This is a genomic window from Pontibacter sp. HSC-14F20 (assembly GCF_019599265.1).
In the GTDB taxonomy this organism is placed as follows: Bacteria; Bacteroidota; Bacteroidia; order Cytophagales; family Hymenobacteraceae; genus Pontibacter.
The window spans coordinates 124506-140962 of the sequence record NZ_JAHZTC010000007.1 but is presented as its reverse complement, the minus strand read 5'-3'; the positions used below and the strand labels follow the sequence as shown (position 1 = coordinate 140962).

Here is a 16457-nt window from a genome sequence, read left to right as displayed (position 1 = left end):
TAGAGAGGTACTTATGCTTCTACTATTCCTGACTCGTTTATTCCTACTTATAAATCTTACGCAGCCACAGCAAAAAATCCTGATACAGGGTTTGAAAACTGAATTAGACCGGACGGAAGACGTGACCAGGAAGGCGGAGCTCTATTGTGAGCTCAGTAAGGCACACAAAAGCATTAATCCGAAAACCACCATTTCTTACGGGAAAAAAGCGGTGGAACTGGCACAGAAAGCGGGCGACGACAAACTACTGGCACAGGCTTATAATGAGACCGGATCGGGCCACTACCTGCTCGGCGACATCGACAAGGCCGTTCAGTATTATTACCGGGCACTTCGCATCCGCGAAAAGTTGGGCGATCCCTCTGACATGAGTGCCAGCTACAACAACATCGGCAACGTATACGCTGATCAGCAAAACCACAAAGAGGCCCTTCCACTTTACAAGAAATCGCTCTCGCTTGCCACCACAGCGCAGGACACCCTGCTGATGAGCAGCGCTCTGAGCAACATTGGTGGCGTATACCTGGACCAGGGCAAGTATGACCTGGCGCTGGTTTATTACCGGGAGGCGCTCCCTATTCAGGAAAAGCTGGACGACAAACAGGGAATCCTGATCTCGATGATTAACATTGGGGAGGCCTACAATGGTAAAAACGACTACCACACGGCTCTTTCATACTTTAATAAAGCCCACCTGCTAGCCAATGATCTGGGCAGTTCGCACGATGAGGTATATGTGCTGCGCGGCAAAGCCGAGTCGTACCTGAAGGCCGGCAAGTATGAGAAAGCGCTCGACAACGCCCTGGCCAGCATGGAACTTGCCAAGGCCTATGAGGGCAAATATGTGCTCAGGGAGAACGCCGCCATCCTGGACCGCATCTACACAGCCATGGGCAACTATGAATTGGCGCACCACTACCTGACAATGCACACGGCCTACAACGATAGTCTGCACAACGAGCGGGCCGCAGACCGCATCGCGCAGGAACGTGTGAAGTACGAAACAGCCCAGAAAGACAAGGAAAATCTGTTGCTCCGGGCCGAGCAGGAACTGAACCTACGGAAACTGGAGCAGCGCAGCATCGTGCAATATTTTACGATTGCCCTGCTGCTTTTGGTATGCGCCATGGCCTATGTATTCTTCAGAGGCCGGCAGCACCAGAGCCGTATCAACAAGCTCCTCACGCAGAAGAATGAGCTGATCATGCACAAGCATGAGGCTTTAAACCAGCACCAGAAAACACTGACCGAGCAGGCCGAGCAGCTCAACATACAAAAAGAAAAACTCACGCAGCTCAACACCATCAAGGACAAGCTCTTCTCAGTGATCGCGCACGATTTGCGTGGCCCGCTGGTTGCGCTCAAAGGTCTGTTGCACGTGATGGCCATGGGAAAAGTGCCGGCCGATAAACAGGAAGGACTCTTTAACAGTCTGGTGAAAGGACAACAGAACGTACTTTGGATGCTTGACAACCTTTTCGATTGGGCCAGGGCGCAGATGGAGGGCTTCGAGGCAGATCCCAAACCACTTCCTCTGCGCGAATTGGCTGACGAAAACATCCGTCTTCTTCAGCCGGTAGCCAGCAGCAAAGAGGTCGTACTGGAGAATAAGATTGACCCAAGCCTGACAGGCAGCGCCGATAAGGAAATGATTCGTCTGGTACTCCGTAACCTGATCTCCAACGGCATCAAGTTCTGCAAAGCCGGCGATACTGTTACGCTTTCTGCCAGGCTACAGGAAGGTTATGTGCTGATATCAGTAAAGGACACAGGTATAGGCATTACAGCTGAAGTGCAGCAAAAGCTGTTCGGCGGCAACAGTTACTCCAGCCGGGGTACCTCCAACGAAAAAGGCAGCGGTCTGGGGCTGGCGCTCTGCAAGGACTTTGTAGAACACAACGGCGGCTCGATCTGGGTTGAAAGCACACCAGGTATAGGCAGTACTTTTATGTTCACTCTCCCCTGCGTAAGCGAGCCCGAGAAGCAAGACGTGGATACGCCCCCTGTGCAGAATACAGTAGAAAAAGCAGCAGAACAGTTGCAGTTAGCTTAGCGTCCTCTCTTACAAAACTTAAGTTAGCTGCTTCTGACAGGAAACTCCCTCTTTTAAGTCGGGCAGTGATAAAAACAAATCCTTCTGTTTGCGGTAAAAGGAGAATAGCAGCACCTTTGCCCCATGAACAAGTACTTCGTATACCTACTCGCGTTCGCCAGCCTATTGGCTACTCCTGCCTGCAACCAGGACAATGAAAAAGCACGTGAGGAATTCCGTCAGCGCCGTGGTCCTGTCGAGCAAAATTCACCTGAGGCAACTGCCCCACCAGAAGCCCCCACCAAGCCGGCTGTAGTCCCAGAGGATAACACAAAAGCAATCCCTGAAACGGAAGCTCCGACGGTACCGGGGGACCGGGTAGTGGGCGTAAAAGATGGCGATACCTTTGAGTTGCTGCGTAATGGGCAGAGCGTAACGGTGCGTTTATTTGGAATCGATACACCCGAGAAGAACCAGGCTTACGGCCAGCGCGCCAAGCAATTTGCCTCCGACCTGGCCTTTGGTAAAAATGTGCGCCTGATAGAGCATAACAAAGACCGCTACGGCCGCACCGTGGGCACGATCATTTTGCCAGATGGTCGTAACCTGAACGAGGAGCTGGTGCGCGAAGGCTTCGCCTGGCACTATACCGCCTACTCCAAAGATAAAAACCTGGCCAACCTGGAGGCCGATGCACGCCGTTTTAAGCGCGGCCTCTGGCAGGACCCGAATCCGGTAGCCCCTTGGGATTTCCGGAAACAAAAACCTGCTCCCGTAGACAACAGCAAGGCACCTATACCTGCGGGCGCCACCAAGCGTCAGGTATACCTCTGCGATAGCTCTGGCTCCGCCGTATATCACTACAGCACCAACTGTTCCGTACTGAAACGTTGCAAAGAGCAGGTCATCACTGTCACGGAAGCAGAGGCGATCCGCCAGCATAACCGACGCGCCGACAAAACTTGCAGCCCTAAATAATTCCGCCTATTTTAGGTGCTGCATTCAAATCAACACATCAATTTATGTTTAAAAAGCCCCTGGCAGCTATGTATGGCCTGCTCATCTCACTGACAGCCTGCCAGTCACCCGACAACGCACAAGCAGAACAGACTAGCAGGCAAGAGACAACCGTAACTGCTGACACAACGAAGCGGGAGCCCCGTCCCAAGCCTGAATATTATAATTTTAAAGGAGTGGAGAGAAAGCGCGTGTACATTTGCATGGAGTCTACAGAGGACACGTTCCATCAGCAACACGACTGCCCTGTCCTCATCACCTGCAAAGGCCAGTTCCGCAACCTGATTCTGGCCCGCGCTATCGAAGACTTCGACCGCTACAACTGCGAAACATGCAGTGCCGACCTGGGCTACATTTTTGATGAAACTTACGCGCCATACTAGAGCCAAGCTTTACAGTATAGTAACGTGTTGCCAGTAGCCCGGAAGCTGTTTTTTTGTTACCCGGCATACTTCCCGGCACCGTTCCTTTAAAATTGCGCTGCAGTGGCGCACAGGTTTACAACAAAAAGCGGCTATTCCGAAAAACAGAACAGCCGCTTGTGTTTTAAATGATAGCTGGGTGCTTATTTCTTTCCCTTTATCACCAGCAAAGGTACGTTAGCCTGGTAGGTCATTTTTTCGGCAAGGCTCTGTGAGAAAAGCTCCCGCAGGAAGCCTTTTTCGCGTCGCAAAATCGCTACCATGTCGGCCCCGGTGGAATCGTAGTATTCTTTAATTCCGTCTCTGCGGCGCTTGCTCACCACTTCCTCAAAACGGATGGGAGCACCGGGGAATGCATGATTTATCTCCTGCAAAAAGCGGTCTTTCTTCTCACTGCTTGCACGGTCATCTTTGTTTACGTGCACCACATCCACACTGGCCCCGAACACAGCTGCAAAGTCAAGCACTTCGCGCAGGGTAGCTATGTCGTCTTGGGCATAGTCTGAGGCGTAGATGATCTTGTTGATGCGCGGATGCTCAGAGTTGGAAGGTATAGAAAGCACCGGACACTTCACCTGCTCCATCACCGCCTCGGCATTGCTACCGATCAGCAGTTCTTCGAGGGCGTTGCCGCCACCTGTGGTTCCCATCACAATCAAATCGTAGCCGTTGGTTTTGGTCAGGTACTCCGTTATGTCGGTCAGCAGGGCTTCTTTGAGAATGTAATCGCAGGTAAACGCTCCGCCCTGGTTTGCACCGTGGCGTTGTTCTATTTCGCGGCAAAGGTTCACCAGTCGTTCTTCGGCATCCCGCATCTGCTCACCGAGCAGTTCGCTGGCTACCAGAGCAGTTTCTGAGGTATCAACAATGGGCAGGTGCACCACATGCAGCAGCGTGAGGTGGCCTCCGGACTGACGGGCGATCAGTACAGCGTATTCCAGCGCTTTGGCAGCTGTTTTAGAAAAGTCGGTTGGACAAAGGATTTTTTTCATGGTGTCTGGTGGTTGTGCAAGGCGGTCAATATAAAAGATTTACTATGTATACGTAGCAAAGTAAAAATGTGCATTAATCCGGAGGATAAAAATGACCTGCATCATCTCAGGCAAATTCTGTCTGCTTATTTATACCTGAACAGGAGACTACCCATTTGTTTTCTATGACGAACATACAAGTTCTGAGCAGGTCATTTCTGCTATTTACCTATCGCTTTGTTCAGTCCCTTCACCTCATCCCAGCTCCAGTAGCGCTTTGGCGTTATACCTGCATACTTCTCCCGGAAGTAATCTGTGACCATTTGTTTCATCTGATCGGCAGGTATAGAGGAGGTATAAATCTCGCGGGTGGTCGGGTGGTCGTAGCGTTCCATGCGTGACAGGTCCTTTCCTTCGAGACGCAGCAGCGGACCGGTTTCAGTTAACCTATCTGCCGTCCAGGTATAGCCGGATGTTTCCAGCGCGTTGAGCTGCTTGGCCAGTGGTTTCAAGCTGATGCGGGGCAGTGTGGGTCTGGAGGCAATGTCAACCCAGGTGGTATACTTATACTCCAGTTCGTAGCGGTTGTTTTCGTAGCAACTCAGTACCATATCGAAGCCGATAGTGCGGCTGAATAAGGCATAGTAATGTACCGGTTTTTGGGTGTTGATCACGATCAGGCCCAGGTCAGGGTAGCGCAGCAGTTTTGTGTCAGGCTTGTACATGTCGCGGTAACCGAGCAGCACATCCGCCACCTCTTCTTCCCAAACCGGCTTTTCCCAGTCAGGGTCCTGGAGCACACGACCGAACTCCCGCAGAAAATACCTGAATTTATCGACGCAGCGTTTTGCTTCTTTTTCCTCCGACTCGTCGGCCGCAAAGGGGGCGTAGAACATGTCACGCTCGCGGGTGTTGAGCCAACAGACCAGCTTCAGCGCCTCCCCTGCCAGCGGATGGTTCAGGTCGAGCTCCCGGAAGTCACCGATGTGGGCCATCAGGCGGAGCAGTTCCTCGTTCTCCAGCGCCAGTTCCGGGTTCAGCAGACTCCACACACCGACAAATCCGTCCACGTCGAAATGATTAGCAGTAACGTAAGGGAGGTCCAGACCGGGCAGGTTGACCCGCAGCGCGTGCAGCACCATGGCAGCACTGGTATCGTCGCGCACTTGAGGGGGAGCAGGAGCGCCGCGCCAATGCGAAAGCACGAGCCCATTGGGATGCATACTGTCTACGATGATGGCTTTTTTCTCTTTTACTTCGCCAAAAGGTATAAACTCTCGCTTTATCATGCGCTAAATATAGCTAAATCTGATGTCTTCCCTTAAATTCGAGCGTTCATTACAACAAGGCAAATGCTTCAGGCGTCCGGAACATCCAATTAGTCTGGCATTCGTTTCAGTTACAAAACTATCCATTCGCATCATCATGACAAGCCTCCAGCAGCTATACCGCAGTTCCCTTTCCCTCCTGACCGACCTTTACCAACTCACAATGGCCTACGGCTACTGGAAAGAAGGTATAGCAGAGCGTGAGGCTGTTTTTCATCTGTATTTCCGGAAGCCGCCTTTTAAAGGAGGCTATACAGTAGCTGCAGGCCTGGCCCCTGCTGTGGAATATTTGCAGCAGTTGCAGTTCACGGAAGAGGACCTGGCGTACCTGGGCAGCCTGCGCGGCAAGCAAAACCAGCCCTTATTTGAGCAGGCTTTTGTGGACTACCTGCGCGACCTGCGTTTTACCTGCGATGTGGATGCTATACCTGAGGGGAGTGTTGTTTTCCCGAGTGAGCCACTGATCCGGGTGCGGGGTCCTTTGCTGCAGGCGCAACTCGTGGAAACACCCCTGCTTACGATCGTAAACTTTCAGACGCTCATCGCGACCAAAGCGGCCCGCATCAAAGAGGCGGCCAAAGATGACCTGGTGAGTGAGTTTGGCATGCGCCGTGCCCAGGGTATAGACGGATCGCTGGCTGCCGCCAGAGCCGCCTATGTGGGAGGCATCGATGCTACTTCCAATTTACTGGCTGGCAAACTGTTCGATATACCGGTCAGCGGCACCCATGCCCACAGCTGGGTGCAGGCTTTTGAAAGTGAACACCAGGCCTTTGAAGCCTACGGCGAAGCCTTCCCGCACGACTCTGTTTTTCTGGTGGATACTTATAATACACTGGAAGGCGTGCGCCAGGCGATTGAGGTGGCCAAAAAGCTGGAGCCTACCGGCTTTAAACTTAACGGCATCCGGCTGGACTCCGGCGACCTGACTTACCTTAGCATCGAAGCCCGAAAATTACTCGACGAAGCAGGTATGACTGATACCAGCATTGTGGCCAGCAACGACCTGGACGAAAACATTGTAGGCAACCTGAAACAGCAAGGCGCCAAAATTAATGTCTGGGGAATTGGTACGCAGCTAGTAACGGCGTATGACCAGCCGGCGCTGGGCGGGGTATACAAACTGGCAGCTCTGAAGCAGGAAAACGGGGAGTGGAACTATACGCTGAAACTATCGGAGCAACTCGAAAAAACCTCCAACCCTGGTATACAGCAGGTGCGCCGCTTTTACGATGAGCAGGGCTTTGTCGCAGACATGATTTACAACGAAGCAGAACCGCTTCCAGAGAAAGTGCTTATCGTGAGTCCGCTCGACAACACACGCCGAAAGTCTATCCCGAAGGGTACACCTTACAAAGACATGCTTATACCTGTGCTGGCAAAAGGCAAACTCGTACAGGAGCTCCCCGACCTGAAAGCCATCCGCCAACACCGCAAAGAAGAGATCGGCAAGCTGCACGAAAGTATCCGCCGCCTGCTGAACCCGCACAGTTACCCGGCTGGCCTGGAGGCAGGCTTCCATCAGTTCAAAACCGACCTGGTGCTGGCTATCCGCGAAAAAGGAGAAGCCGCCCTGAAAGCCTGACAAGTAAAACTAGCCGATGCTGTACCTGGGTTTAGCGTTTGCGGCCCCGCCTGTTGGAGATGCGTTCGATGCGTTTGCCACGCACCCACTTAAGGTACTTCTGCATATCCTCGGCCTGCTGAAGGGCAGGTATAGAGTTGTACAAAGAAGCCAGTTCGCGGTTGCTGAACGTCAGGTGAAGGGTGCTGTGGCAAGGTTGGCACAACTCGGCTGTAGCGCCGTAGCGGCCGCCCTCTTCACGCGGAATGAGGTGGTGCCGTGTGAGGTACTGCACTTCCCGGCCACATAGTTCGCAGATCAACTGTTCCTCCCTTTTTGCCATACAGTTTTTACTTCGCGAATCATCTTCCAGTTACAATCTGTTCAGTACAGTTTTGGTAGCACTTATCGCTCCGCACCTCCCATAATTGACTTTTAGCCGGCCAATTCAAGAGAACATCAGACGCTATACTCAGCCTTCCAACGTATAATACACCTTCCCTTTCCTAACATTTACAGCCCTCCAAATGTTAAAAATCTTGGTTCCTGTCAGCTATACCTGTTGGTAGGTAAAAAGATAAAATGATGTATTTGCTGCACAGGTATAGCGCTCGTTAATTGAATCGCGTATAGACAAGGTTGTTTGGTTCGGCGGGCAGCAATTACCCTGATGCGGTAGATTGTAAGCAACAAAAAAATACTGCCAGCCAACGCAAATTATTTGTACATTGGCGCCCTGTTTTGATTTCAATGTTTAAACTATGAATAGATTTCAGGATAATCATCCTGCTCCGATAACTACTACCGTACAGGAGTCCCTGGTGCCGAAAGATCAAATCCGGGAGGGCCTTTTGATCTTTTTGCTGGCAGCTATCCAGTTCACGCACATGATGGACTTTGTGATTATGATGCCGCTGGGGCCACAGCTGATGCGGGTGTTCAGCATCTCGCCACGTGAATTTGGTCTGCTGGTATCAGCTTATACCTTTAGTGCAGCTATTGCCGGATTTGTGAGCGCTCTTTTCATCGACCGCTTCGACCGTAAACACGCTTTGCTGGCCCTGTACATCGGTTTTATTGTGGGCACGCTGGGCTGTGCCATCGCACCCAACTATGGACTGCTGCTACTGGCCAGAGTAGTGGCCGGTGGATTTGGGGGAGTGCTGGGTGCGCTGGTGCTGGCTATTATCGGCGATGCTATACCTGAGCAACGCCGTGGTGCGGCTACCGGTCGCGTGATGGCGGCCTTTTCAGTGGCCTCTATTGCCGGCATACCTATCGGGCTATACCTGGCCAGTGAGATGAGTTGGCACGCCCCTTTTTACCTGCTGGTGGGCCTCAGCATGATTATCCTGCTGGTGGCAGTGCGCTTTCTGCCTGCCATGCGCGGCCACCTGACCAATGCCAGACCCGGCAATCCGTTTCGCGCGCTCCGGGCCATGGTAGTACTGCCTAACCTGCAGTGGGCCATGGCGCTAACGGTTACCCTCACCATGGCAGGCTTTCTGGTTGTACCGTTCATCAGTCCTTACATGGTAGCCAACGTGGGCTTTACAGAACGCGACCTCAGTTACATCTACCTGTTCGGCGGTCTGGCTACCGTTTTCACTTCGCAATGGGCGGGGCGTCTGGCCGACAAGTATGGCAAGCAGTTCATCTTCCGGTGGGCCGCTATTCTCTCCATCATCCCGATTGTGGTCATTACCAACCTGCCGCCAGTAGGCATGGTACTGGCGCTTACCGTTTCTACATTCTTTTTTATCTTTTTTGGAGCCCGCTTTGTGCCGGCTATGTCACTGGTTACTTCCAGCGTGGAGCCGGAGCTACGCGGCAGTTTTATGAGCATCAATTCGTCGGTGCAACAGTTGGGAGCAGGTATAGCCGCCTTCGTGAGCGGACTTATTGTACAGGAAGCAGCCGATGGCTCGCTGGCTCACTTCAATTGGGTGGGCATCATGGCAAGTGTCGCAACGCTGGTAGCCGTGTGGGTTGTGAGCCGTATCAGAACTGTTGGCTGACAGGTATAAAAAAGGCCGCTCCTGAGAGCAGCCTTTTTTATTTTTTATCGCATTGTGAAATAGTTCTGGGAGAAAACCGGGTAATGGGTTTTGCCGTTCCGGAGCAACTGCAGGACTTCACGCAGCTCTTCAGGGTCGGCACTCTTGAGCAGATAACCGTGCACGCCTTCTTCAAGTAGCTTCCTCACCAGCTCTTCTTCTCCGTACATAGACACCACCAGTATTTTCACTTTGGAGTACTTGCTGAGCACGTAACGGGCCACGGCAATGCCGTCCATATCAGGCATTTCGAGGTCCAGCATGATGATATCAGGCAGGTTGCCCTCAATTTTTTCAAGCAGTTCAGCACCATTCGCCGCATCACTTAACACAGTAATTTCATCGAAATTTTTCAGAATCTCGATTACTCCCTTCCTGAAAAGGGTATGATCATCAGCGATGGCAAGTGTAAGTGGCTGCAGCTCCATATAGCAAACCCTAGTTAATCAAACCAAAGTTATAAATAATAACGAGAAAAAACGCAACAGGGACAACTATTTCAGCTTTGATGCCCACACCAAGTTTTGAAAAGAAGTTAATAGCTCCGTTTAGCAGGTCTACACGGCTTTGCATATTTTTCAGACCCAGTCCGCTGCTTCCCGCATCCAGTGTGGCGTCGTAATTAAATCCCTTGCCATTGTCGGTATAGCGCAGGGTCAGCTTGTCATCTTCCAGGTGCAGATTAATTGTAATCAGACTAGCCTCGGCATACTTTAGTGTGTTGTTCACAAGCTCCTGCAATATGCGAAATAACAGTAATTCCTGCCGTGCTTCGAGCCGGAATTTTTCGAGGTTGTGGGTAAAATTCACTTCCAGCCCACTATCGGCCGGAACAGAATGGGCCAGACTGTTGATCGCCTGCACGAGTCCCATTTTGTCGAGCACCACGGGCAGCAGGTCGTGAGAGATGCGACGCACGCTCTGTATGGCCTCGTCGAGTAGTTCTTTGGAGCGATGGGCTGTTTCGGCCGCACCTTCGTTTTCAGCGCACTTGCGCTCTACCTGGCCGATATTGAGCCGGATCAGGGCCAGCATGCCGCCCACTTCGTCGTGCAGGTCGCGGGCCACGCGCCGGCGCTCTTCTTCCTGCGCGTTCAGGGCAGCCTCCAGCATCTGCCGCTGGCGCAACTCCTGCAGCTCTCGCAGGTGTTCCTGGTGCTGCAGCATGCGCCGCTGGTAAGCAAACACGAACAGGATAAGGCCAATTGCCAGTACCAGCAGTATTGGTGTAATAATCAGCAGCGGAGTCAATGTTTCCATCATGTGGCCATTCTTTTTAAGATGAATGCATGGCTTATGTAAAATAGTACATTCAGTACCATGATGATAGCTAAACAGATGCGCGCTGCATCATATGAAATAGCCAGCGCCTCGTTAAAAATTGCATAGGACATACTTGTTCCGGCATAATAGATCAGGATCGCACAACTCAGCAAAAACATGGGATCACGGTCCAGGTAAATGATTTTAGCGTTGTTTGCAACCTTATAAAAGTAAGCAATAGCCATTAATATCAGCATTGCATTCGCCGCTATCCTTGACACTGAGTTCATTTTCGTGAACCCGTCCGTGAGAAAGGCATCGTAATAAATCAAGACACAAAGCCCTACCATCCCGACAATAATGGCCCTTTTGAGCAGGAGTTTGTCAAAGCTGTAATAAAATATACCTGCCAATACACTGAACCCGAACAAGGTATACAGATGAGCCAGCCAAAGATTATTTCTGGTGCCAGATATAATTGTGATCATGGATACTGCTTCTGTCAAAACCCCTAAGATTATGAACAGAAACAGCAGCATGAATTTTGGGCTCTTCTGTTTTCGGATTAACCATAGACCTATTCCAAAAGGCAGCAGAGGGCTCAATACAGCGACCCATTTCAACCAAGGATAAATATGTCCTATGAAGTACTCCATTAGCCAATTAATTCGCTATTAACTGAGCAGTCCGGTGGACATGCACTGGCAAAGTCCAAAATAAGGCCTTTGGTCATGTCATTTCCTTCGGCATCTGTACCCACTAACAGCAACTGCTGTGTTCCGTTATCGTCCAGGGCGTAATAGATTCGCATTGCCGCACAGCCTTCCTGTTCGAGTAGTGACTTTACAGTTTCCGCTCCAAACAGATGGGCATAGGTTTTTCCTGTGCCGCTTGCTCTGTAATTGGCTGTCCATTTTTTTGCCTGATCAAGGTCGATTGGTCCACCTTCTTTTCCTGTGATTTTCATGTTATTTTAATTTGTTCGTAGGTAAGATTAAATGTAAATATATAAAATTTTAGATTAATCGTTTTATAGTATTTTTATCTTTTAATAATCTTATACTTCTCAAAAACAGGGCATGGAAAAGGAATTTTTCGAAGCGAACAGAAAAGCCTGGAATCTGCGCACAGCGGTGCACAAGGATTCGGCTTTTTATGATGTAGCAGGTTTCAAGGCGGGAAAGTCCAGTCTCAATGCCATAGAACTGGAAGAAATGGGACCAGTCGACGGCAAGAGTCTGCTGCATCTGCAGTGCCACTTCGGGCAAGACACGCTCTCTTGGGCACGACTGGGCGCCGAAGTTACAGGTATAGACCTGTCGGATGAGGCGATTAAAGAAGCAGAGAAACTGAACCGGGAGCTCGGACTGAATGCCCGCTTCGTGTGTTCTAATGTGTATGATCTGAAAGAAAACCTGCAGGGGCAATTCGATATTGTGTTCACATCCTATGGTGTTATAGGCTGGCTACCCGACCTGAGCCGCTGGGCTGAGGTGATCGCGCATTTCCTGAAGCCGGGCGGCACTTTTTATTTGGCCGAGTTCCACCCGGTGGTATGGATGTTTGACAATGACTTCACGCAAGTGCAGTACCCCTACCACAAAACTCCCGAGCCGATTACTGAAGAGCAGACCGGCACTTACGCCGACCCGGATTCTCCGATCAGGTATACGGAGTATTCCTGGAATCACAGCCTGAGCGAAGTGATCACGGCACTGCTAAACCAGGGACTGAAACTGGAGCTCTTCCATGAATTCCCCTACTCCCCCTACAACTGCTTCAGCCACACCGTGCAGGGTCCCGACGGCTACTGGCGCATCAAGCACCTGCAAAACCTGATCCCGATGATGTATACCTTGAAATGCACGAAGGTATAGCGACTTGAATGATTAGATTCCCTACCCCCTTCTTTGTTGAGGAACCCTTCGTCAAAGGGGGACTTTCTTGCCCTTGCCTTTTGACAGGTATAGACTTCATTGCAATTTTTAGGTGTTTCGATATCACCTGCCCCTCCCAAGAAGGAATCTCTATAACTGCCAGTTGTTAGGAATACCTTCGTAACACATATCACTGGCAGGTATAGCAAGACTAACTTGCACTTCAGCAATGAAACAGATCGCTTTGCCAGGTGCACTTTACGACTCTCCACTGTTGGGGTGAAGGGTCCCCCTGACAAGAGCGTTCAGCGAGTGGGGGTAGGGGGCCCTCGATTTGGAGGGTCTTGACTTTTTTGCTTACTGGGGGTAGGGGCCCTCTATTTTTTTCTCAATAAAAAAAGTGAGGCCCGCCCGGCCAGGGCAAGCTATAAAACAACAAAACCCGCTATACCTGCAACAGCAGCGATCTCAATGTCACTGAATCCACCTTTACGGATTCGTTTCAAACGACTGCATCCAGGGAATCAGGTCTGTGAGCATCGGAATCAGGCTACTGCCGTGGTGACCGTTTTTTACAGGTATAAGCTCCAGATTCGGAGCACCGGCTGCTTTCATGCGCTCGTACGTCTGCTCTGAGTTGGCATACGGCACAATCACGTCGGCGGTGCCGTGGTAGAGGCGCGTCGGGCTTTGCGGTACCCAGTTGTTGAAACTATTGTCCTGCAGGGCTTTTTTGAGTGCCTGTTCGCCATTGCCACGGAGCCCTTCCAGGAAAGCGGGAGAAAACAACTGCTTTGGCTGGGTAGTAAGCTGCTGGTTGATGGCGCTGCCGTTGTGCTGCCCGTTAAAGAGCGTTGCCAGCCGGGTAGCATAAGGCTCCTGGAAAAAATCGGTGAGCGGACGGTTCCACTCGTAGGTTTTGTTGTAACTCATCAGCACATAAGCCAGGTAGGCCGGATAGGTATAGGGCCTTTCTGCCACCACATCGGCCAGCATTTTAGTCAGGTCATAGCCACCGGCTCCTGCACCGACGGCGGTGATATAGAGGCCATGCTGCGGATTGGTTTCGATCTCTTTTTGTGCAGCCAGTGTTACGTAACCACCTTCGGAGTAGCCGGCCAGAAACAACTGTCCGTTGTCGGCTATACCTTCCCGGGCGTACAGTGACCTGGCCGCCTTGATCAAGTCGACCACAGCTATACCTGATGACTGCTGGTGATAGTAAGGGTGCAAAAGCTGTTTGGACGCCCCGAAACCGAGGTAATCAGGAATGAGCGTGATATAGCCACCGGATGCAAAAATCTCAAACCCCGTCAGGCCGCCGCTCATGGCAGAGGGTGCTTCCTCGTGCCTGAAAATCGTACCATGCTGCACGCTCAGCACTGGAGACGGCCCAGTCAGATTCATTGGCAAAGCTACCAAAGCAGATGCTTCGGTTTCACGACCCTGAAAGGTGGTGCGGTAACTCACTTTGTAGATCGCCACATCATACTTGATCTGGCTCTGAAAGCGACCGGCATAGGCGCTGGCCAGTTGCTTAAGCGTAGCGGCAGGCAAAGTACCCACCTTCTCGGCCGACACCAGCAGTTCACGCTCTGCTACGTTTTCAGGTATAGCCGCATCGCTTTTGCTGCAGGAGCTGAGTGGTAGTGTGACAGATACAAACAGGGCGGCAATTGCCAGGGTGCTGATCCAGTGTTTCAGCTTATATGTTGATTTCATCATGTTTCTCGGGAGAATATTATCAGTACAATAATCAACCCGCGCCTGCTATAGTTCCCGTTTGGCCGCCAAAGGTATAGCCTCGTTGCAAGCTGCACCCCGGCGATGGGTTAACTTGTGCATGGCAGACCGAACCACCGGTCAATCAGGTATGCAGCAAGGAGAAGTTTACGCGTGGTTCTACTCATTACAAGCAGTTTATCTTTTAGCTTTGCACTTCGTAAAACAGGTTAAACAATAGAGCTATGGCAAAAAAATCATTCGCTGAACTGATAAAAAGCCCGGGCATGCCGGTGCTTGTGGACTTTTATGCCGACTGGTGCGGCCCTTGCAAAACGATGAACCCCGTAGTGGAACAACTGGCCAAAGACTTTTCGGGAAAGTTGAAAGTCATCAAAATAAACGTAGATAAGAACCAGGCCGCCGCTCAACAGTATCGTGTGCAGGGTGTACCTACTTTCATGCTTTTCAAAAACGGACAGGTGGTCTGGAAACAGGCGGGTGCCGTACCGGGTCATCAGCTCAACCAGATCATACAGCAACACACGAGCTGATCAGGTATAGGAGCATGTCTTCCGTAAACACGATGGATAAATATTACTATCTCAAAGAGATAGCGCTGGCCGCTCCGGCACATTCAAAAAAAAATTTGAGCACCAAAGCAGCCTTTTGGACCTGGCCTGCATCTATAGGATAGACAAGCCCACAGAACGAGAAAAATGAAAAGTGCTATCGCCGCCTTCTTCGCTTCGCTTATATCCGGCGCCCTCAGTTTCGCCGACTTCCGCCCTGCCCTCTCCGATATGGTGCAGATACTGACCGGCGTACAAATATGTCAGGAAGCAGACCAGGAAAAAGCCTGCAGCACCGACGGAAAAGCTGAAGAAGAGCGCTTATACCTGATCACAGATACGAGCAAAATGCAGGACCTGCACTGCAGCGGCACATCCTATGACGAGGAACCCGTTTACGTTCTTTAAGCGCCACCAGGCCTATGGCGTGGTGTTCCTGCGTTTTGCCATGGGCATTTTCCTGATTTATGGTGTGCAGGATAATGTGTTTAGCTGGCAGCGAATGCTCGAGTTCCGGGATTTTCTGCAGGCGCATGGAGTTCCCTACCCGCTGTTGGCTGCCCATCTCTCCGTCTATACCCAGTTTCTGATCGGACTGATGCTCCTGCTGGGTTGGGGCGTACGAATAGCCGGTCTGCTGCTCATCATCAACTTCACCGCTGCTATGGGGATTGTGCACATCGGGCAGACGTTTCCGCAATACTATCCGGCCGCCGAGCTTATTTTCGCAGGATTCTTTTACCTGTTCAACGGTGCTGGTCCCCTTTCTGTCGATTCTTTCTTAGAGGCTGTTTTAATTTCCTTTATTTAGTTTGTTAAGCATGATGTGAATCATGGCCACTTTTATCATCGTCTCAGACGATTTGGTGGAGTACTCATAGTCCTTGGACAGCCTGCGGTAAAGGTTGAGCCAGCCGAAGGTCCGTTCCACTATCCATCGCTTCGGTAAAGCTTCAAAGGCTTTCTTGTGGATCTTCTTCACAATCTCCAGCCTCCAGTTCAGGTGGCGGAACGTGTTTTTCACCCACTCCCACATGGCAAGCCCGCCGTAGCCCTGGTCAGCGAAGAACAGCCTCAGACGGCCGAAATCCGCCATCTTAGCTGCCGCCCTGCGCAGCAGCCACTGGGCTCCCAGCCGCTCGGCAACGTCTGCCCGGTGGACGATGAGCACGATCAACAGGCCCAGCGTGTCAACCATCAGATGCCGCTTGCGCCCCTTCACCCGCTTGGCCGCGTCATAGCCCCGCTCGCCGCCCTGCTGCACGGTCTTCACGCTCTGCGAGTCGAGGATGCCCACGCTCGGGGAGGCCGCCTTGCCATGGCGGCCCCTGACCTGCTTTGAGAGACAATCGTGGAGCATTTCCCAGCAACCATCCCGCCGCCATTTACGGTAATAGTAGTAGGCCGTCTGCCAGCAGGGCAGGTCTAGCGGCATCATGCGCCACTGAACGCCCCCCTTGACCACGTAGAATATAGCGTCCAGAATGCTGCGAAGCGGCCACTGGCGCTTGCGCTGCAGCATCTGCTCCTCGAATATCTCCGCTATTAAAAGCCATTGGGTGTCGGTTAAACTACTTGGGTAAGTCATAAGTCTGCTAACTTTTCTTACTCAAACAACCGGCACCTGCTTTT

Annotated in this window: 18 protein-coding genes; 9 read left to right on the top strand and 9 right to left on the bottom strand. The window is 51.5% G+C overall.

The window, feature by feature from the left end:
* The first annotated feature begins 91 nt into the window (after positions 1–91).
* The 3 genes from K3G39_RS08875 to K3G39_RS08865 all read left to right on the top strand — a co-directional run bounded on the left by K3G39_RS08875 (position 92) and on the right by K3G39_RS08865 (position 3432).
* Entirely contained in the window at positions 92–2053 is a 1962-nt protein-coding gene (locus tag K3G39_RS08875) for a tetratricopeptide repeat protein (protein WP_220625831.1), read from the top strand.
* Between the two features lie 123 nt (positions 2054–2176).
* On the top strand, positions 2177–3010 hold the full coding sequence (locus tag K3G39_RS08870; RefSeq protein ID WP_220625830.1) for a thermonuclease family protein: 834 nt from the start codon (positions 2177–2179) through the stop codon (positions 3008–3010).
* A gap of 44 nt (positions 3011–3054) precedes the next feature.
* A complete protein-coding gene (locus K3G39_RS08865; RefSeq protein WP_220625829.1) occupies positions 3055–3432 on the top strand; it encodes a hypothetical protein in 378 nt (125 codons plus the stop codon).
* A 182-nt stretch (positions 3433–3614) separates the two neighbouring features.
* On the opposite strand, the gene K3G39_RS08860 is transcribed toward K3G39_RS08865, so the two are convergent.
* Positions 3615–4463, bottom strand: coding sequence for a universal stress protein (locus K3G39_RS08860; protein WP_220625828.1), 849 nt, complete (start codon positions 4461–4463; stop codon positions 3615–3617).
* A 200-nt stretch (positions 4464–4663) separates the two neighbouring features.
* The gene (locus K3G39_RS08855; RefSeq protein WP_220625827.1) at positions 4664–5731 is read right to left on the bottom strand and encodes a DUF6687 family protein; all 1068 of its coding nucleotides are present in this window, start codon (positions 5729–5731) and stop codon (positions 4664–4666) included.
* A 136-nt stretch (positions 5732–5867) separates the two neighbouring features.
* Between K3G39_RS08855 and K3G39_RS08850 the strand changes: the two genes are divergently transcribed.
* On the top strand, positions 5868–7355 hold the full coding sequence (locus tag K3G39_RS08850) for a nicotinate phosphoribosyltransferase (RefSeq protein ID WP_220625911.1): 1488 nt from the start codon (positions 5868–5870) through the stop codon (positions 7353–7355).
* Positions 7356–7386: 31 nt separating this feature from the next.
* On the opposite strand, the gene K3G39_RS08845 is transcribed toward K3G39_RS08850, so the two are convergent.
* Positions 7387–7677: an HNH endonuclease gene (locus tag K3G39_RS08845; RefSeq protein ID WP_220625826.1), complete on the bottom strand. Its 291-nt coding sequence runs from the start codon at positions 7675–7677 to the stop codon at positions 7387–7389.
* A gap of 418 nt (positions 7678–8095) precedes the next feature.
* Between K3G39_RS08845 and K3G39_RS08840 the strand changes: the two genes are divergently transcribed.
* Positions 8096–9352 carry an MFS transporter gene (locus K3G39_RS08840; protein ID WP_220625825.1) on the top strand — a complete coding sequence of 419 codons (1257 nt, stop codon included), beginning with the start codon at positions 8096–8098 and terminating at the stop codon, positions 9350–9352.
* 44 nt (positions 9353–9396) lie between these two features.
* Here the strand turns inward: K3G39_RS08840 and K3G39_RS08835 are convergent, their stop codons facing one another.
* Genes K3G39_RS08835 through K3G39_RS08820 form a run of 4 tightly spaced genes read right to left on the bottom strand, consistent with a single transcriptional unit; the run spans position 9397 to position 11621 of the window.
* Positions 9397–9819, bottom strand: a complete 423-nt coding sequence (locus K3G39_RS08835) for a response regulator transcription factor (RefSeq protein ID WP_220625824.1) — start codon at positions 9817–9819, stop codon at positions 9397–9399.
* Between the two features lie 10 nt (positions 9820–9829).
* Positions 9830–10654, bottom strand: a complete 825-nt coding sequence (locus tag K3G39_RS08830) for a sensor histidine kinase (protein WP_220625823.1) — start codon at positions 10652–10654, stop codon at positions 9830–9832.
* Positions 10651–11310 (bottom strand): hypothetical protein, encoded by a 660-nt coding sequence (locus K3G39_RS08825; RefSeq protein ID WP_220625822.1) that lies wholly within the window; start codon positions 11308–11310, stop codon positions 10651–10653. The genes K3G39_RS08830 and K3G39_RS08825 overlap by 4 nt, the downstream gene beginning before the upstream one ends.
* Positions 11310–11621, bottom strand: a complete 312-nt coding sequence (locus tag K3G39_RS08820) for a hypothetical protein (RefSeq protein ID WP_220625821.1) — start codon at positions 11619–11621, stop codon at positions 11310–11312. The genes K3G39_RS08825 and K3G39_RS08820 overlap by 1 nt, the downstream gene beginning before the upstream one ends.
* Positions 11622–11733: 112 nt before the next feature.
* Here K3G39_RS08820 and K3G39_RS08815 point away from each other — a divergent pair, with 112 nt between their 5' ends.
* Positions 11734–12531, top strand: a complete 798-nt coding sequence (locus K3G39_RS08815; protein ID WP_220625820.1) for a bifunctional 2-polyprenyl-6-hydroxyphenol methylase/3-demethylubiquinol 3-O-methyltransferase UbiG — start codon at positions 11734–11736, stop codon at positions 12529–12531.
* A 489-nt stretch (positions 12532–13020) separates the two neighbouring features.
* Here K3G39_RS08815 and K3G39_RS08810 read toward each other — a convergent pair whose 3' ends face one another.
* On the bottom strand, positions 13021–14256 hold the full coding sequence (locus K3G39_RS08810) for an alpha/beta fold hydrolase (protein WP_220625819.1): 1236 nt from the start codon (positions 14254–14256) through the stop codon (positions 13021–13023).
* 242 nt (positions 14257–14498) lie between these two features.
* Between K3G39_RS08810 and trxA the strand changes: the two genes are divergently transcribed.
* The 3 genes from trxA (at position 14499) to K3G39_RS08795 (ending at position 15636) form a co-directional block, all read left to right on the top strand.
* A complete protein-coding gene (gene trxA, locus K3G39_RS08805) occupies positions 14499–14807 on the top strand; it encodes a thioredoxin (RefSeq protein WP_220625818.1) in 309 nt (102 codons plus the stop codon).
* A 165-nt stretch (positions 14808–14972) separates the two neighbouring features.
* On the top strand, positions 14973–15233 hold the full coding sequence (locus K3G39_RS08800; protein WP_220625817.1) for a hypothetical protein: 261 nt from the start codon (positions 14973–14975) through the stop codon (positions 15231–15233).
* Positions 15205–15636 (top strand): DoxX family protein, encoded by a 432-nt coding sequence (locus K3G39_RS08795; RefSeq protein WP_220625816.1) that lies wholly within the window; start codon positions 15205–15207, stop codon positions 15634–15636. Before K3G39_RS08800 ends, K3G39_RS08795 begins: the two co-directional genes overlap by 29 nt.
* Here the strand turns inward: K3G39_RS08795 and K3G39_RS08790 are convergent.
* Entirely contained in the window at positions 15619–16413 is a 795-nt protein-coding gene (locus tag K3G39_RS08790) for an IS5 family transposase (protein ID WP_220625815.1), read from the bottom strand. The two genes, K3G39_RS08795 and K3G39_RS08790, sit on opposite strands and share 18 nt — an antisense overlap.
* Positions 16414–16457: the final 44 nt, after the last annotated feature.

Bases quoted from the DNA above. Each gene is read 5' to 3' on its own strand.
- K3G39_RS08815 (WP_220625820.1), top strand. From the start codon at position 11,734: ATGGAAAAGGAATTTTTCGAAGCGAACAGAAAAGCCTGGAATCTGCGC.
- K3G39_RS08790 (WP_220625815.1), bottom strand. From the start codon at position 16,413: ATGACTTACCCAAGTAGTTTAACCGACACCCAATGGCTTTTAATAGCG.
- K3G39_RS08795 (WP_220625816.1), top strand. From the start codon at position 15,205: ATGACGAGGAACCCGTTTACGTTCTTTAAGCGCCACCAGGCCTATGGC.
- trxA (WP_220625818.1), top strand. From the start codon at position 14,499: ATGGCAAAAAAATCATTCGCTGAACTGATAAAAAGCCCGGGCATGCCG.
- K3G39_RS08850 (WP_220625911.1), top strand. From the start codon at position 5,868: ATGACAAGCCTCCAGCAGCTATACCGCAGTTCCCTTTCCCTCCTGACC.
- K3G39_RS08865 (WP_220625829.1), top strand. From the start codon at position 3,055: ATGTTTAAAAAGCCCCTGGCAGCTATGTATGGCCTGCTCATCTCACTG.
- K3G39_RS08830 (WP_220625823.1), bottom strand. From the start codon at position 10,654: ATGATGGAAACATTGACTCCGCTGCTGATTATTACACCAATACTGCTG.
- K3G39_RS08825 (WP_220625822.1), bottom strand. From the start codon at position 11,310: ATGGAGTACTTCATAGGACATATTTATCCTTGGTTGAAATGGGTCGCT.
- K3G39_RS08800 (WP_220625817.1), top strand. From the start codon at position 14,973: ATGAAAAGTGCTATCGCCGCCTTCTTCGCTTCGCTTATATCCGGCGCC.
- K3G39_RS08845 (WP_220625826.1), bottom strand. From the start codon at position 7,677: ATGGCAAAAAGGGAGGAACAGTTGATCTGCGAACTATGTGGCCGGGAA.
- K3G39_RS08835 (WP_220625824.1), bottom strand. From the start codon at position 9,819: ATGGAGCTGCAGCCACTTACACTTGCCATCGCTGATGATCATACCCTT.
- K3G39_RS08840 (WP_220625825.1), top strand. From the start codon at position 8,096: ATGAATAGATTTCAGGATAATCATCCTGCTCCGATAACTACTACCGTA.
- K3G39_RS08870 (WP_220625830.1), top strand. From the start codon at position 2,177: ATGAACAAGTACTTCGTATACCTACTCGCGTTCGCCAGCCTATTGGCT.
- K3G39_RS08820 (WP_220625821.1), bottom strand. From the start codon at position 11,621: ATGAAAATCACAGGAAAAGAAGGTGGACCAATCGACCTTGATCAGGCA.
- K3G39_RS08810 (WP_220625819.1), bottom strand. From the start codon at position 14,256: ATGATGAAATCAACATATAAGCTGAAACACTGGATCAGCACCCTGGCA.
- K3G39_RS08860 (WP_220625828.1), bottom strand. From the start codon at position 4,463: ATGAAAAAAATCCTTTGTCCAACCGACTTTTCTAAAACAGCTGCCAAA.
- K3G39_RS08855 (WP_220625827.1), bottom strand. From the start codon at position 5,731: ATGATAAAGCGAGAGTTTATACCTTTTGGCGAAGTAAAAGAGAAAAAA.